12 protein-coding genes are annotated in these 15,523 nt (G+C 39.4%); 9 read left to right on the forward strand and 3 right to left on the reverse strand.

Annotation, left to right across the window (positions count from 1 at the left end):
- The first annotated feature begins 124 nt into the window (after positions 1 to 124).
- Entirely contained in the window at positions 125 to 1,579 is a 1,455-nt protein-coding gene (locus NXS00_RS12995; protein ID WP_258099641.1) for a hypothetical protein, read from the forward strand.
- On the forward strand, positions 1,576 to 3,444 hold the full coding sequence (locus tag NXS00_RS13000; RefSeq protein ID WP_258099642.1) for a DUF5723 family protein: 1,869 nt from the start codon (positions 1,576 to 1,578) through the stop codon (positions 3,442 to 3,444). Before NXS00_RS12995 ends, NXS00_RS13000 begins: the two co-directional genes overlap by 4 nt.
- Here the strand turns inward: NXS00_RS13000 and radA are convergent.
- Positions 3,441 to 4,814: a DNA repair protein RadA gene (gene radA / locus NXS00_RS13005; RefSeq protein ID WP_258099643.1), complete on the reverse strand. Its 1,374-nt coding sequence runs from the start codon at positions 4,812 to 4,814 to the stop codon at positions 3,441 to 3,443. The two genes, NXS00_RS13000 and radA, sit on opposite strands and share 4 nt — an antisense overlap.
- A gap of 91 nt (positions 4,815 to 4,905) precedes the next feature.
- On the opposite strand from radA, the gene NXS00_RS13010 reads away from it, so the two are divergent.
- The gene (locus NXS00_RS13010; RefSeq protein WP_258099644.1) at positions 4,906 to 5,493 is read left to right on the forward strand and encodes an outer membrane beta-barrel protein; all 588 of its coding nucleotides are present in this window, start codon (positions 4,906 to 4,908) and stop codon (positions 5,491 to 5,493) included.
- Here the strand turns inward: NXS00_RS13010 and pheA are convergent, their stop codons facing one another.
- Positions 5,494 to 6,564 (reverse strand): prephenate dehydratase, encoded by a 1,071-nt coding sequence (gene pheA / locus NXS00_RS13015; RefSeq protein WP_258099645.1) that lies wholly within the window; start codon positions 6,562 to 6,564, stop codon positions 5,494 to 5,496.
- Positions 6,565 to 6,714: 150 nt separating this feature from the next.
- On the opposite strand from pheA, the gene glyA reads away from it, so the two are divergent.
- From glyA to rpiB, 3 genes are read left to right on the forward strand one after another with little or no spacing between them, the layout of a single operon-like run.
- Positions 6,715 to 7,986 carry a serine hydroxymethyltransferase gene (glyA, locus tag NXS00_RS13020; RefSeq protein ID WP_258099646.1) on the forward strand — a complete coding sequence of 424 codons (1,272 nt, stop codon included), beginning with the start codon at positions 6,715 to 6,717 and terminating at the stop codon, positions 7,984 to 7,986.
- 6 nt (positions 7,987 to 7,992) lie between these two features.
- Complete coding sequence (gene tatC, locus NXS00_RS13025) at positions 7,993 to 8,829, forward strand: twin-arginine translocase subunit TatC (RefSeq protein WP_258099647.1); 837 nt, start codon at positions 7,993 to 7,995, stop codon at positions 8,827 to 8,829.
- The gene (rpiB, locus tag NXS00_RS13030) at positions 8,822 to 9,256 is read left to right on the forward strand and encodes a ribose 5-phosphate isomerase B (protein ID WP_258099648.1); all 435 of its coding nucleotides are present in this window, start codon (positions 8,822 to 8,824) and stop codon (positions 9,254 to 9,256) included. Before tatC ends, rpiB begins: the two co-directional genes overlap by 8 nt.
- Here rpiB and NXS00_RS13035 read toward each other — a convergent pair.
- Positions 9,246 to 10,568 carry a hypothetical protein gene (locus NXS00_RS13035; RefSeq protein WP_258099649.1) on the reverse strand — a complete coding sequence of 441 codons (1,323 nt, stop codon included), beginning with the start codon at positions 10,566 to 10,568 and terminating at the stop codon, positions 9,246 to 9,248. The two genes, rpiB and NXS00_RS13035, sit on opposite strands and share 11 nt — an antisense overlap.
- A 144-nt stretch (positions 10,569 to 10,712) precedes the next feature.
- Between NXS00_RS13035 and rbfA the strand changes: the two genes are divergently transcribed.
- The 3 genes from rbfA (at position 10,713) to NXS00_RS13050 (ending at position 15,365) form a co-directional block, all read left to right on the forward strand.
- The gene (gene rbfA, locus NXS00_RS13040) at positions 10,713 to 11,096 is read left to right on the forward strand and encodes a 30S ribosome-binding factor RbfA (protein ID WP_258099650.1); all 384 of its coding nucleotides are present in this window, start codon (positions 10,713 to 10,715) and stop codon (positions 11,094 to 11,096) included.
- On the forward strand, positions 11,093 to 12,319 hold the full coding sequence (locus NXS00_RS13045) for an ABC transporter permease (protein ID WP_258099651.1): 1,227 nt from the start codon (positions 11,093 to 11,095) through the stop codon (positions 12,317 to 12,319). Before rbfA ends, NXS00_RS13045 begins: the two co-directional genes overlap by 4 nt.
- A 115-nt stretch (positions 12,320 to 12,434) precedes the next feature.
- Positions 12,435 to 15,365: a DEAD/DEAH box helicase gene (locus NXS00_RS13050; protein ID WP_258099652.1), complete on the forward strand. Its 2,931-nt coding sequence runs from the start codon at positions 12,435 to 12,437 to the stop codon at positions 15,363 to 15,365.
- Positions 15,366 to 15,523 lie beyond the last annotated feature (158 nt).

The following is a 15,523-nucleotide window of genomic DNA, read 5'->3' on the forward strand; positions in this document are numbered from 1 at the left end:
CGCCGCCTTGATTCTTTTGCTCACTTGCTTTAGTTGCAATGTGGGTGATTTAGATTTTTCGAATATCGAGAAACCTACCCTTGAACCTACAGTAGCTATTCCCCTAGGTTCACTCAGCTATACTATGCGTGAACTAATCGAGAAGGTTGGCGACTCTCAACTTGATTTGCAAGAAGATAGTAGCTCCCTTATCCATTTGGCTTATTATGATACTGCAAGTTTCAGTTCTGGTGAAGAAATCATCACGATCAATGATGTCTTGAACTCCGAAAAAATATTTGTCGATGAAACAGATGAATCATCCGAAAGCCAGGTAGTTCGTGTGAATGAAAACTTTACTTTCAAGTATCCTGCAGAAAACAATGAGCAGATAGACAGTATTTTTTATAAAGCAGGAGAAATGGTGCTTACTGTTACTTCATTCCTTGCACACGATCTCACCTATGATATTCAAATAGTCAATACTAGAAAAGTATCGGACAATAGTTTCGTTACATTCGCTGGAGATCTGTCGGCAAATAGCTCCAAATCGTCTTCAATTGATCTTACAGGGTATAAAACATTACTTTCCTTTTCTGAAGAAAACGGTAACGTGTTTGGCCTGGATGCTGACATTTCCATTTTTGTAGGACCAAACGAAAGCATTCCAGAGAATGACAGTATAGACATTACTCTTAGGTATCAGAATCAAGAGTTTAACCTTATTTATGGCAAATTCGGACAAGACACTTTAAATGTGGGAAATGAGACTTTGGATGTGAAATTCTTCTCAGATTTAGGTGAGTCAGGATTGAGGTTTGGTAGTCCTGAAATCAACTTCAACTTTACTAGTACGTTTGGCCTACCTCTTGGAATCCTTTTTAATGGCATGTATGGTGTTGATAGTACTGAAAATGGAATAGACACCGTTTATTTGACTGGAGACGCTGCCACAATTCCTCAACTCATAGAAGGTGCGACATCTCCAGGAGATAACATTTCATCTAGAATTTCTCTGAATCCAAATAATTCGTCCATTCGAGACCTATTAGGAGTTTCTCCAAATACCATTGGTTTTAGTTTGACTTCAATAACAAATCCTGAAGATCCAACACTTTCAAATTTTGTCATAGATAGCAGTAAAATATCAACTACCATTGAGATGAAATTACCAATGGAGTTATCTCTCGATGATCTGACTCAAGAAGTTGGTTTTGATCTTGGTGATGGTCTTGAATTTGATGCTGCTGATTCTGTGAGCCTGCGCATTGTGGCGGATAATGGATTTCCTTTCTCTGCCAGTGTAAAACTTTCCATTGTAGATGAAAATGACTCTACACTCTACTCTGTGCCTTTCGTTTTAGTTTTGGAAGCACCGTTTTTGAACCTTCAAGGGTTGGTAACCCAATCCAGAAGGCAAGTTTCGGATATACCAATTAACAAAAGCGGCGTTGATGCCTTAGGAATTGGAAGCAGATTAAAACTGATATTAACACTTAATACCCCATCCAGCAACAGGGAAATATTTGTGAAAATACTCGCCGATTATAGACTAGACGCAAAAGTCTCGGTAGTAGGAAAACTCAGTATTGACTTATGAGGAGTATTAAAGTCTTAAGCATTCACCTTATACTTAGTCTAGTATTAGCTGTTTCAACCAGGCTATCAGCACAGACGAGTATGGGCTTTTATAATATGGGAAATGCTACTTTCCAGAGTAGTTTTTACAACCCAACATATATTCCGGAAGGCAAACTATTCATCGGGTTGCCGGTACTTTCTGGCGTTCACCTCAACATCAACAATAAGTTTGATTATTCAGACGTATTTGTTAGAACTGAAACCGGAAATAAAATAGATCTGAATGGCTTTCTGGCATCGCTTCAAAAAAACAATACGGTCTCTGCTACGGTGGACTTGAATTTATTTCATGTAGCCTATACGGCTAGAAATGGGATGAACTTCTCACTTTTCGCGAATGAAAGAGTTCAAACGGACGTACTGTATACACGCCAATTGATGCAGTTTGCCATAGAAGGCAATATTTCACATCTAGGTGAAACGATAAAGATTGATAAAACTGCGGCATCTGCTACCTACTTCAGAGAGATAGGAGTTGGGTTTTCAGGAGCTATTCCCAAGTTGAAAATGAATGTTGGCGCCAGGCTAAAGTATTTACAAGGAATCGCCAATGCGAGTACTTCTAATTATACCGCGCAGCTTACTACTAACAATGTCGATTATCAGCTTGACCTTGATTTGGAAGGCGCTGCGTTACGAACAAGCGGTGTTGAAACATTGCAAGGAAACACTACTATAGATCCGGTAAGTTACCTGATAAACAATGCCAATAAAGGAGTTTCTGCTGATTTTGGAATGTCCATGGAGGTCAATAGATATGTTAACTTTTCTGCATCAATTGTCGATCTAGGATTCATTTCCTGGCAAGAGGATATCAAAAATTACACGATTCCAGATACTGTGATGAGGTATGGCGGACTGAACCTCAAAGAGCCCAAGGGATTAGAACAAAACATCAAAGATTCATTAATCAACAGGTTTAAAAATAGGGTGGTCAAAACATCAGATGCCTATACCACTTCTCTAAACCCAAAAATTTACACCAGCATTTCTTACAAAACCCCAATTGGAGGTGAAGTGGTTGGATCTCTTGGGACGAGATATATCAAGGGTAAATTCAATTACCTGGTAGGTGCTGGATATCGTCACCGATTTGGAAAATACTTCATTGGATCGGCTAGTGTCACTCGGCTTCCTCAGCAATTTCTTAATGTGGGTGCTGGACTTGCCATAAAGGGTGGCCCCGTTCAATTCTATTTAGCTGCAGATCAGCTAGTGAAGTTTGATTTAACTAAAGCTAAATCATTCGATTTTAGGGTAGGAATGAACTTCATCATTGGTAAACGCAAAGCCAAATCAAGCGCCTCCACTTCGGGTGGTAGTTCTATCAAACAACCAAAAACACAAGCATCAGCTAATAGTTTCCTTGGCAAAAAAGTGAAAGTCAAGGGGCAAGATGATATTTATACAGTCATTAAAAAACAGGATAGAAGAAAGCAAAAAGACTACACCAATCCAGCAGCTGATATTCCTTCGGAAGGTGGATATTATGAGGGAGAAGTAATTAGCGAACCAATCCCATCGGAAAGTTTAAGAAAGTTTTTTGGAGGGAAAAGTGATCCAATTCCTTCTGAAACCAAAAAAAGCAGAGGTACTGTCAAAAGCCCACCAATACCTGGATCCAATAAAAGAGTAAGAGGCGGAAAAAGCGATCCTATACCAAAAGCGAAACGTAAGGCACGCGGAGGAAAAAGTGATCCAATTCCGGGTTCTAAAAAAATCAAACGTGGAGGCAAAAGCGACCCAATACCCTCAGGAGGCAAAAAAGTAAAAAGTAGAAAAAGCTCACCTATTCCAAAAGGAAAGAAAAAGCGTAAAAACTAGTTGAATAAATCAGCAAATGCATCCGCCAGCTTGCTGAATGCTTTCACTTCAATATCGAACTTGGATAAATCAACACCTTTGATGTTGTGAGTAGAAACATAAATCTGTGAGAACCCTAGTCTTGCAGCTTCAGTGATTCTGGACTCAATTCTGTTAACCGCTCGTATCTCACCACCAAGACCAACTTCTGCGGAGAAACATATCGAACTTGGTATGGCTATATCGTCAAAAGACGAATAAATCCCAGCACAAATAGATAAATCGAGCGCAGGATCATTCACTTTAATACCACCAGCCATATTCAGGAATATGTCTTGAGCGCTAAGGCGTATTCCAAGTCTTTTTTCTAACACTGCGAGCAACATGTTGAGACGTTTCACATCAAATCCGGTGGTACTTCTCTGTGGGTTACCGTATGTGGCCGGGCTAACCAATGATTGCACCTCAATCAGTAAAGGTCGATTCCCTTCTAATGTAGCACCAATGGCCACTCCACTTAGGAATCCTTCTCGTGGCGAGATCAACACTTCAGACGGGTTTGTTACCTCTCGCAATCCAGATTCGCGCATTTCATAAATGCCAAGCTCAGAAGTTGATCCAAACCTATTTTTAGATGTTCTTAAGATTCTATAAGACAAATGTCGATCTCCCTCAAACTGCAGTACAGTATCCACCATATGCTCCAACACCTTAGGCCCTGCAATCGCACCATCTTTATTCACATGACCAATTAGGAATACTGGAACATTCGTTTGCTTCGCGTATTTCATTAGCTTCCCCGTACATTCTCTTACCTGGGAGATAGAGCCAACAGAAGCCTCTATATTATCCGTATACAATGTTTGAATAGAGTCGATAATCAAGACATCAGGTTTAAGTTGTGCCGCATGTGTCAAAATATCTGAAAGCGCCGTTTCTGCTAACAAATAGCAATTTTCAGCATCTATCCCTATTCTTTCAGCACGCATTCTGATTTGCTCCAAACTCTCCTCACCTGAAGCATAAAGCGTTTTCACCGTTTTCATCTGGATAGCCATCTGAAGTAGTAGGGTAGATTTACCAATTCCAGGCTCTCCACCGATCAGTACCAATGATCCGGGGACAATTCCTCCTCCAAGCGTCCGATCTAACTCCCCACTTCCAGTTTCTATCCGTCGGTGGTTATCAAACTGTAACTCTTGTATCTTGGTGGGTTTATTTCTTTTTCTGGATTCATCCTGCCAAACTTCCTTTTCAGACGCTGATGATGATTTAGAAACAACTTCTTCCACATAGGTATTCCATTCTCCACAGGCAGGGCATTTGCCTAACCACTTTGGAGAGTTAGCACCACAATTTTGACAATAGAAAGTTGTTTTTGTCTTAGCCACCTGATAAATCCTTTAAGTGCAATAAAAATAGAACTGTAAAATTAGTAGTTTCGCAATCGCCTGAATATTTCAAATCTAATAATCGCCAGTAATGAAAGCACTAATTTCTTGTCTGTTTATACTAACTCTTTATTCTGTATCTGCTCAAGAATCCTATTTCGGAATCAAAACAGGCTATGCCATGCCGCAAATGAATGGAAATAATGAATCAACCATTGATATGGAATCATTTCATTCATCCACTTTCGGATTAGTCATATGCTCTGAGTTTGACAATTCTCCACTTGGACTTACTTTCGAGCCCGGATATGTTTTAAAAGGAGGTAATGCCAACACTGATTCTGTCAATTACAGACTACATTATGCAAACATGCCTGTCTTAATAGACTATTATCCATTAAGCTTTGTGAAACTCAATGCTGGATTAGAGCCCGCCTTTCTCATGCAGGCACAAAATACCTATCCTGAAGAGCATGTTAAGCTATTGGACGATTTTGACAAAAGGTTTGAACTCTCCGCAACCTTAGGCGTAAGCTTGAGTATCTCTTACTTCCTGGATGTAAATTTCAGATACAGCAAGGGCTTAACTAAAATCCGCGAGTATGATGCATATCTTCAGATGAGTGATATTTCCAATGATTACACACAAATATCACTCACCTGGAAAATCGCTAATTAATTAGCACAACTGCACGTAACTACCCAGCCACATAATGTCATCAGCATATGGCCTAATCGTGTTTTGTACTTTCTCATCATGGAAATGACCTTCAAACTCTACGAAGAAGACGTATTTGAATGTCGTTCCCTTTTTAGCAGGTCTACTTTCTACTTTACAAAGGTTAATACCAGCGTTTTGGAAGTTCTGTAAAAACCTTACTAGTGCACCAGGTTCATCAGGAAGCTTAGCAATAACAGATGTCTTATCCTGGCCACTCATCTGATTCACAAAATTCTGACTAATGATCAAGAATCGCGTCTGATTATCCGCAGAGTCCTGTATGTTCTGATAAAGAATAGGCAAGCCATATTGACGGGCAGCGATTGGCGCACAGATAGCAGCTGCTCCTTCTTCTTCACCGGCCATTTGACAAGCCCTACTGGTAGAACTCACGGGCACGAGCTTCACATTATGTTTGAAGTAATCATTGAGAAAGTTCTTACACTGGCGGAAAGCGATATCTCTTGAATAAACCACTTTTACATTTTCGAGATTATCTTCTTTGCTAGCAAACGCAAAATGGATCGGCAAAACGATCTCTGCAGCAATCGTCAATTTATGTTGAGCAAGTAAGTCTATAGTTTCCTGTACGGTACCTTCTTGATTATTCTCAATCGGTACTACGCCAAAACGAGCGCGAGAAGTTTTTACCGCTTCAAAAACCGAGGGAATCGTATCCAAAGGAATGTAGTCACTCATTGCGCCATATCTACTCTCGGCTGCCTGATGCGTAAAACTACCTTCAGGTCCCAAATACGCAATTCTTTCAGGCAGCTCGTAATTTCTACTAACAGCAAAAATCTCGAAAAAGATAGCTTCAATTGCGGCACGGCTTAAGATACCATTGCTATTAGCTTCCAATCTGTCTACGATGGCTTTCTCTCTTTCTGGTCGATAAATGGCACTTTTATCATTGCGTTTGAGTTCTCCAACTTTCTTCACAATGTCCATTCTCCCGTTGAGCAATTTAATTAGCTCATCATCTATTTGGTCTATCTGTTTTCTTAGATCATCTAGCATCTCACGCATCTCAATAATTGAAAAGCTAAAATAACCTTTTGCATTTAGAATAACGAGCAAAATTCAGATTGGTAAAATGAGACTCTTCCGTTAATTTTGCCGCTCAATTACTAAACCACCTACCCGCAAAATCGATACGCTGGTATAACTACACAGGACATGAAAAGAGACGAACAAATCTTTGCATTAATTGAAGCAGAAAAGAAGAGACAAATCGAAGGCATTGAATTGATTGCTTCTGAAAACTTCACATCACCACAAGTGATGGAGGCTGCAGGGAGTGTATTGACCAATAAATATGCTGAGGGTCTACCAGGTAAACGATACTATGGTGGTTGTGAAGTAGTAGATCAGGTTGAAACATTAGCTATTGAGCGTATCAAAGAATTGTTTGGTGCTAGCTGGGCAAACGTACAGCCACACTCAGGTGCTCAGGCAAATGCTGCAGTATTTTTAGCTTGCCTTCAGCCAGGTGATAGTATTTTAGGTTTTGATCTTTCACATGGTGGACACCTTTCACATGGCTCACCAGTAAACCTTTCTGGTAAATACTACAATGCCAACTTCTACGGTGTAGAAAAAGAAACGGGTTTGATCAACATGGACGTGGTAGAAGAAACTGCCAAAAAAGTTCAGCCAAAAATGATCATTTGTGGTGCTTCAGCATATTCCAGAGATTGGGATTACGAAAGATTTAGAGTCATTGCTGATGAAGTTGGAGCTGTTCTATTAGCAGATATCTCTCACCCATCAGGTCTTATCGCAAGAGGCTTATTGAATGATCCGTTAGATCACTGCCATATAGTAACTACAACTACTCACAAAACGTTGAGAGGGCCAAGAGGTGGTTTGATCATGGTGAGAGAAGATAATGACAACCCATTTGGTATCACTACTCCTAAAGGTGTGGTTAGAAAAATGAGTTCTATTCTTGATTCTGGAGTATTCCCAGGTACTCAAGGAGGTCCATTAGAGCATATTATTGCTGCTAAAGCTATTGCTTTTGGAGAAGCACTATCTGACGATTACATGAACTATGTATTACAAGTTCAGAAGAATGCTAAAGTGATGGCACAAGCTTTCATTGATAAAGGATATAACTTGATCTCTGGCGGAACAGACAATCACTTAATGTTGTTAGATCTGAGATCTAAAGGTATTACCGGTAAAGACGCTGAAAATGCGTTGATTCAGGCTGATATTACCGTTAACAAAAACATGGTACCTTTTGATGACAAGTCACCGTTCATCACCTCTGGTATCAGAGTGGGTACAGCGGCAATCACCACTAGAGGAATGAAAGAAACAGACATGGCTAAAACTGTAGATTTCATAGACACAGTGTTGAGTAACCATGAAAACGAATCTAAATTGAAAGAAGTGAAGTCCGCTATCAACGAGTGGATGAAAAACTTCCCATTATACTCATAAGCATATATGCCCCTAGATCAGATAGAGGAAGAGGTAGAGATGAGCTTTCTAGACCACCTGGAAGAGCTCAGGTGGCATTTGATAAGGTCATTAGGGGCCATTATGGTCTTTGCCGTAGCTGCATTTTTTGCAAAAAATTTAGTTTTTCATACCATCCTTTTAGGTCCAAGTCGAATTGATTTCTGGACCTATGAGATGTTATGTAGACTATCGGAAATACTAAAATCAGAGGCTCTCTGCATTGATGAGCTCCCATTCATTATCCAAAGCCGGAAAATGACCGGGCAGTTTTCAATGCACGTAACTTCCTCTTTTGTTGTGGGCATTATATGTGCTTTTCCTTATGCCTTCTGGGAAATCTGGAGGTTCATAAAGCCTGGTCTTTACCCTACGGAGAGAAAAGCCGCTCGTGGAGCTACTTTCTTTGTGAGCTTCCTCTTCATCATTGGAGTGCTTTTTGGATATTTTGTAGTTACTCCAATTTCCATCAATTTCCTTTCCAATTATCAATTGGACCCAAGTATTCTCAATGAGTTTGACATCATATCATACATATCTACTGTCATCACATTGGTGCTGGCCTGCGGGATCTTGTTTCAGCTACCTATTGTTGTCTATTTCCTGACAAGAGCTGGACTTATCACACCAGAGATCATGAGAACGTACAGAAAACATGCGATCATTGTTATTCTGATATTAGGTGCTATGCTGACACCTCCAGATCCATTTAGCCAGATATTAATAGCCATGCCTTTATTTGGCTTGTATCAGGTCAGTATCTTTATTTCAGCTAGAGTTATTAAAAAAGAACAATCCACAGAACTCCAAAAAGTAGATGAGTAAGAAAATAGCAATCGGAGGCGATCATGCCGGTTATTTCCACAAAGAGAAAATGGTGAAATTCCTTGAATCAAAAGGATATGAAGTAAAAGACTTTGGGCCATTCTCTGCCGATTCCGCAGATTATCCTGATTTTGTGCACCCTGTTTGCGATTCTATTGAAAACGGTGGTTATGATTTTGGAGTATTGATCTGTGGTTCAGGTCAAGGTGTGACGATCACAGCTAACAAGCACCAGCAAATCAGAGCTGCTTTGTGTTGGGATACAGATTTAGCTGCGGTTACTCGTCAGCACAATAACTCTAACGTTGTCTGCTTAGCAGCAAGATGGACTGCTTATGAATTGGCAGAAACTATTGTCGATACCTTCTTAAATACGGAATTTGAAGGGGGTAGACACCAAAGAAGAGTAGATAAAATCAGTTGCTAATTTTCTTGTAATGATTAGCAGCTGATTGCTCATAAGCTTTGGCGAATTTCGGAAATCTCTGAAAAAGGATCGATACTACCTCAGCTTCGTCGTAAATCAGATCAGGCTCAGAGGAAGTAATACCATAATACAATCCAGAAACCCCATCGAAGTAATCAAGCTGGTCAATTTTCCTCTTTGATACAAATGGGTCGAGAAATGGACCGGCTATATCATAGTTTTCATAAGAAGTAATATCCACGCCTATTCCCATAAGTGATTCTTTGCTGACCGGTTTAGGGCCACCAGAAGGAACAATAATGTTCTTCAAAACTTCTGAGTTGACCCAGAAGTATGGATATACCAATAACGAAATGATGAGTCCATATGGCAACATGAACTTCCATACTCTTCTCTTTAATCCTAAGAAATAATAAACCAGGAAAAAGGTGATGGAAGGAACAAAGAAAACCAGATCGGCGGTCATTAGATCACTATTCAGAAACAATACTCCAAATCCTGCTACGATGAACAACAACATCACTTGTTGCATTTTCTGCTGAAAGTTGGTGACTCTCTGAGTAAACACAACTGAGACACCCAACAACATAGCAATAATAAGTACCGCACTAATCTTGGCTAGTCCTAGAAAATTCACATACCACATTTTCTCTTTTAAAAATGGTGTAGCGAAATAGTCATAGAAAAAGTCTGAACTAGCATCGAACCAAAAATAGTATGCCCAAATAATCAATACCACTACAGAAGCACCATAAACAAACAGTAGGATTCTTCGGGCAACCGCTGATGAAAACAGAATCAAACTAAGTAAAAAGATGAGGAAAAATACCGCAGAGGGTAAATAACACATCAGAGCTAAACCAAGGTAAAATCCACTGTATAGAAAAAGCTCATCTGTTATAACGTTATCGATTCTTCTAAACACATGATTTAGCGCCATGATAATGAATGTCACCGAAATCAATTGGGGACTCAAGGCGAAAAAGTCCATGGTAGCCGACATGCAAATCACATAAATGAATGCAGGTAGGTAATTATTCTCAGCATAAGCCTTATTTCTAATTAGTAATCCATTGAGCATACCAGCTTGAACGGTAATCAGCAGAGTACTGAAAACAACATGCACCCATCGGCTTCTGCCAAAGATCATGTCCAGCCATTTGTAGAAGAAAACAGCGACCGGACCTGTATAATCATACAAATCTCGGTACATAGTAAACCCATCTCCCAATCGCTGACCTACCAACAACCATTTTAACTCAGGAATGGATAATGGCAGCCCGATCAATGCCCATGTAATGCGTATGATCACGAGTATTAGGAAAACAAAAATGATTCTGTAAGGGTCGTTTATTCGAAAAAACTGGAGCAAAGTGTAATGTCTTCTGGTCTTGAACGTTCGAAATTAACAAATTAAATTGATGGTAGGTGAGCCAAAAACCGTGATATTTGCAGAATGACACAGAGTAAGAGACAAGTAAAGTTTGGCCGTCAGATTCAGAAGGACCTTGGAGATATATTTCAAAAGGATCCAAGACACTATTTTGGTCATAGTTTAGTGACTATTACAGGAGTAGAAATGTCTCCAGATTTGAGCTTTGCCAAGGTTTTTCTTAGTGTCTTTCCTATCAAAGATGCAGAAGAAGTATTCTTTAAATTGGATGAGAAGAAAAGCGAAGTAAGAAAGCATCTTGGTAACAAAATAGGCAAACAGGTTCGGATCGTTCCAGAAATAGCCTTTTTCCACGATAACACGGAAGAAGAGGCTTCTAAAATGGACCAACTTATTGATAGCCTGAATATTCCAAAAGCAGACGAAAACGACGAAGAAGAAGAGTGAACCTTTCCTACTTCATAGCTAGAAGGTATTTCCTTTCTAAGAAAAAGAAGAGCTTCATCAACATCATATCAATCATATCGATGTTGGTAGTAGCCATAGGAACCATGGCATTAGTCATCGTTCTTTCTGTTTTCAATGGAATGGAAGACCTATTGCGTGGACTTTACGGAAGTGTAGATTCAAACCTGGTGGTGAAACCGGTTGAAGGAAAGAGTTTCGAATATACTGAAGACATCAAGCTAGCAATCGAAGCCTTTGAAGACGTCACTTACATCACTGATGTACTGGAAGACAATGCATTGATCAAATACAACAATGCCCAGCGAGTAGCCAATGTAAAAGGTATCTCAGAAAATTTTATTGAAGAAGGTCGGCTAGATAATCATCTGGCATTCGGTGACCTGAAACTAAAAGAAGGAGATGTGAATTATGCGATTGTGGGCAGTGGGGTTCGCTATGACCTTTCCATCAATCCAAAAAATGACTTTTATACCATCCAAATGGTCTTCCCCGATGAGATAAAACCGGGAATGACCAACATAGACAAAATGTATCGATTGAAAAACATTTTGCCTGCAGGCGTATTCGCCATTGAAAAGTCCTATGACGACAACCTGGTTTTTGTTCCTGTAGATTTTGCAGAAGAACTATTCAATAAAAAGGGTAAAAGAACCAGCCTGGAAATTCAGCTAGGCGAAGGTGCTGATGTTAAAAACCTCAAGCAAGAAATTCAAACTGCTATTGGTGACCAGTTTGAAGTGCTTACCAATGATGAAGTACATGGAGGTCTTTATAAAGTATTGTCTTACGAAAAGTTTTTTGTGTTCCTGGCTTTTTCCGTAATTATTGGGATTGCATCCATCAACATTTTCTTTTCTCTTAGCATGCTGGCAATTGATAAGAAGAAAGATGTGGCGATATTAACAGCACAAGGAGCGAGCAGAAGTTTGGTAAGAAACATATTCCTTTTCGAAGGATGCATTGTAGCATTTACAGGCGCATTTACAGGATTGGCGTTGGGATTACTCGTTAGTTTTGTCCAGCAAGAGTATGGCCTGATCGGAATGGGAATGGAAACAGCCATCATGAATGCCTATCCAGTCAAGATTGAATGGTTAGATATTTTCTTCACCATACTTTGTATTGTGTGCATTACTTTAATTACAGCCATACAACCGGCCATCAATGCCTCTAAAAACATTGCGCTCAACGAGTTGCAATAATTTTTTTACATACAACGCAGTTTAAGTCAAAAATTCTAACCAATCTCTAACTTAGAAATTGGTGCTTTTTAGCTCGATTTTTATTAGCTTCGAAATTTGCCTAGCATTAAAAAGTATGAAAGTTTCTCCGGATCAGCCCTTTCAAATAGTCTACTCTCTTTTTGAGCACGAATACCTTGGATTCTTGTTCGAATCTTTTGTTATTCAGCTGAATGAGAAAGGTAACCTTACCTTTTCGCATCAGAATATCTCTGCACAAAATGCAGATGAGTTTGATTCTGGTCTTGATGCTAATGACTATGAGCTGATCAAAACTATGGATGAAATGCAGCAAAAAGCTGTGTTCAACCATTTCCACAAGAAGAAACTTAAAATGGATGAGTTCTTCTTGAAAGTATTTGATAAAAAGGCAGGAGACAAACTTCTTCAAGAAGAAATAGATCGATATCTGGAGCGGAGAAGAGCTAAAGTTCTATCATTAATGGCAGGCAAAGAGCTCTATGAGATGGGTAAAGATGGTGAGCCTGCTTGGAAAAAAATCAATATTTCCGAAGAGAAAGCAACCATTCTGTTTCATTTCAGAAGAAATGAAGAGAATACTCATTACTTCCCTACCATCAAATTGAATGGAGAAAAGGTTGATTTCTATCAAAACAACAGCCTCTTGTTGTGCAAAGAGCCGGCTTGGCTCGTTGTAAATGATACTTTGTTCACATTTGAGAAAGAGGTGAATGGCAAGAAGATCAAACCTTTTTTCAATAAGAAATTCATCCTTATCCCTAAAAACGTTGAAGAAACGTATTACAAGAAATTCGTTGCTCCTTTGATTGCATCCTTCGATGTGTACGCCAAAGGGTTTGAAATAAAATCAGAAGCACTCACTCCAACGCCTGTTCTTACATTTTCGGAGTTAGCAACAGCGGCTCAAACAACTGGCTCCCTTTTTGACAATAACAACAATGAAAACGGGGAAGAGTCTGTCAATAAAATCTTGTTTGAACTAAGCTTCAAATACGGAACCTATTCTTATAAAGCAGATAAGCTAAAGCAGGTAAGTGTTTCCATTGAAAAGCATAACGACGACTATATCTTCCACAGAATCAAACGAGATTCTGCTCAGGAAAAAGACTATATCGAAACATTGAGTAAAACAGGACTTCAGCTGAAAAGCTCCCGTTCTACATTAAATAAGACCAACGCCATTTCCTGGTTAAATGAGAACCTATCTGAACTTAGGTCTAGAGGTTTTGAGATAAATCAGCAAGATGAATCGGTTAAAAAGTATTTCCTTGGCAATACGAGTATTGATCTGGAAATATCTGAAGGTATTGATTGGTTTGACATCAAAGCGATTATCAAGTTTGGTGATTACGAAATTCCATTTTCTGAAATTAGAAAGCACATACTTCATAAGCAACGAGAGTTTAAACTTCCAAGTGGAGAGTATGCGGTAATTCCAGACAGATGGGTAGATGAATACAGTGATCTATTTGCCTTTGCTCATCAGGGTGATGACACACTCACACTGAATAAAATGCACGTGTCTTTGGTAAAAGACCTGAAAGACAACAACAACGCCAAAGTAGCAATGACCAGAAAGCTTGAAAAGCTAATGGACTTTGATACGATAGAAGACGTGACTCTGCCTACAAAATTTAAAGGTGACTTGAGACCTTATCAGCAGGCTGGATTCAACTGGCTGCATTTCCTCAATGAATATGCTTTTGGTGGTTGTTTGGCAGATGACATGGGTCTTGGTAAAACTGTTCAGACACTTACACTTCTTCAAAGTGAAAAAGAAAAGGACAATGGCTCTACCAGTCTTTTGATCATGCCAACCTCGCTTATTTATAACTGGGAGATGGAGGCCGGCAAGTTCACTCCAAACTTGAAAATATTAAACTATACAGGTACCAATAGAGACAAGGACCCTGAAAAGTTCGCTCGATATGATATAGTTATAACCAGTTATGGTATTGTAAGAATTGATTCAGAAATTTTAAGTCAATTCTACTTTAACTACATCATTTTGGATGAGTCTCAGGCTATTAAAAACCCAGACTCTATCATTTCCAAATCAGTACGTGAATTGAAGTCCAGAAGGAAACTCATTCTTACTGGTACACCAATAGAAAATAGCACATTGGATCTGTGGTCACAAATGTCCTTTGTTAACCCTGGCCTCCTGGGAAGTCAGAAGTACTTCAAAACGGAATATCAAATTCCAATAGAGAAGAAAAGAGACGAGAATAGAACCAGGAAACTCAATGCGTTAATCAAACCATTCATACTTAGACGAGAAAAGACTCAGGTTGCTAAAGACCTTCCTGAGAAAGTGGAGAATATCCGTTATTGTGATCTGTCTGCGAAACAGCGCGAGTATTATGACAAGGAACGTGATCAATACAGGAACCAAATCCTGGATGTGATAGAACATGATGGAATTCAAAAGTCACAAATGATCTTACTCCAAGGACTTACTAAGCTCCGTCAAATTGCCAATCACCCGTCTATGGTGGATGAGGGCTATGATGGGGATTCTGGAAAGTTCGAAGACATCTGTCACATGATCTCCAATGCCTTGGGCAAAGATCATAAGTTGCTAATCTTCAGTCAGTTTGTGAAACACCTGAAGATCGTTGAAAAGTATTTGAAAGATGAGAAAATCAAATACTCCTATCTGGATGGTTCTGTAAAAGATCGAAAAGGAGAAGTGGAGCGTTTCCAGAATAATGAAGATGTCACTGTTTTCTTGATTTCACTTAAAGCCGGTGGTTTAGGCCTGAACTTGACTCAGGCAGATTATGTATTCTTGTTGGATCCATGGTGGAACCCGGCTATTGAAGCACAAGCGGTTGATAGAGCTCACCGCATTGGACAAACTAACAAAGTCTTTACCTATAAGTTCATCGCCAGAGATACGGTAGAAGAAAAGATCCTCAAATTACAACAAAGCAAGCTTCAGTTGGCTCAAGACCTGATCACTATAGAAGAGAGTTTTGTCAAAAGCCTAACCAAAGAGGATATTACCAAACTCTTCGATTAGTAGAGCTTCTATTTCTTCACTTCGCTAAGAAAAGTCCCAACATTCGACTAACTTAATTCTAGCTGGATTAAGAACTATTAGCTTTAGTGAGGAACACATTCAAAGAAATATTTGCATTAAGCATAGGGTGTCTTTCGGCTTTGTTGTTATTAAAACAA

This window comes from Marinoscillum pacificum, assembly GCF_024714495.1.
GTDB classification, from domain to species: Bacteria; Bacteroidota; Bacteroidia; order Cytophagales; family Cyclobacteriaceae; genus Marinoscillum; species Marinoscillum pacificum.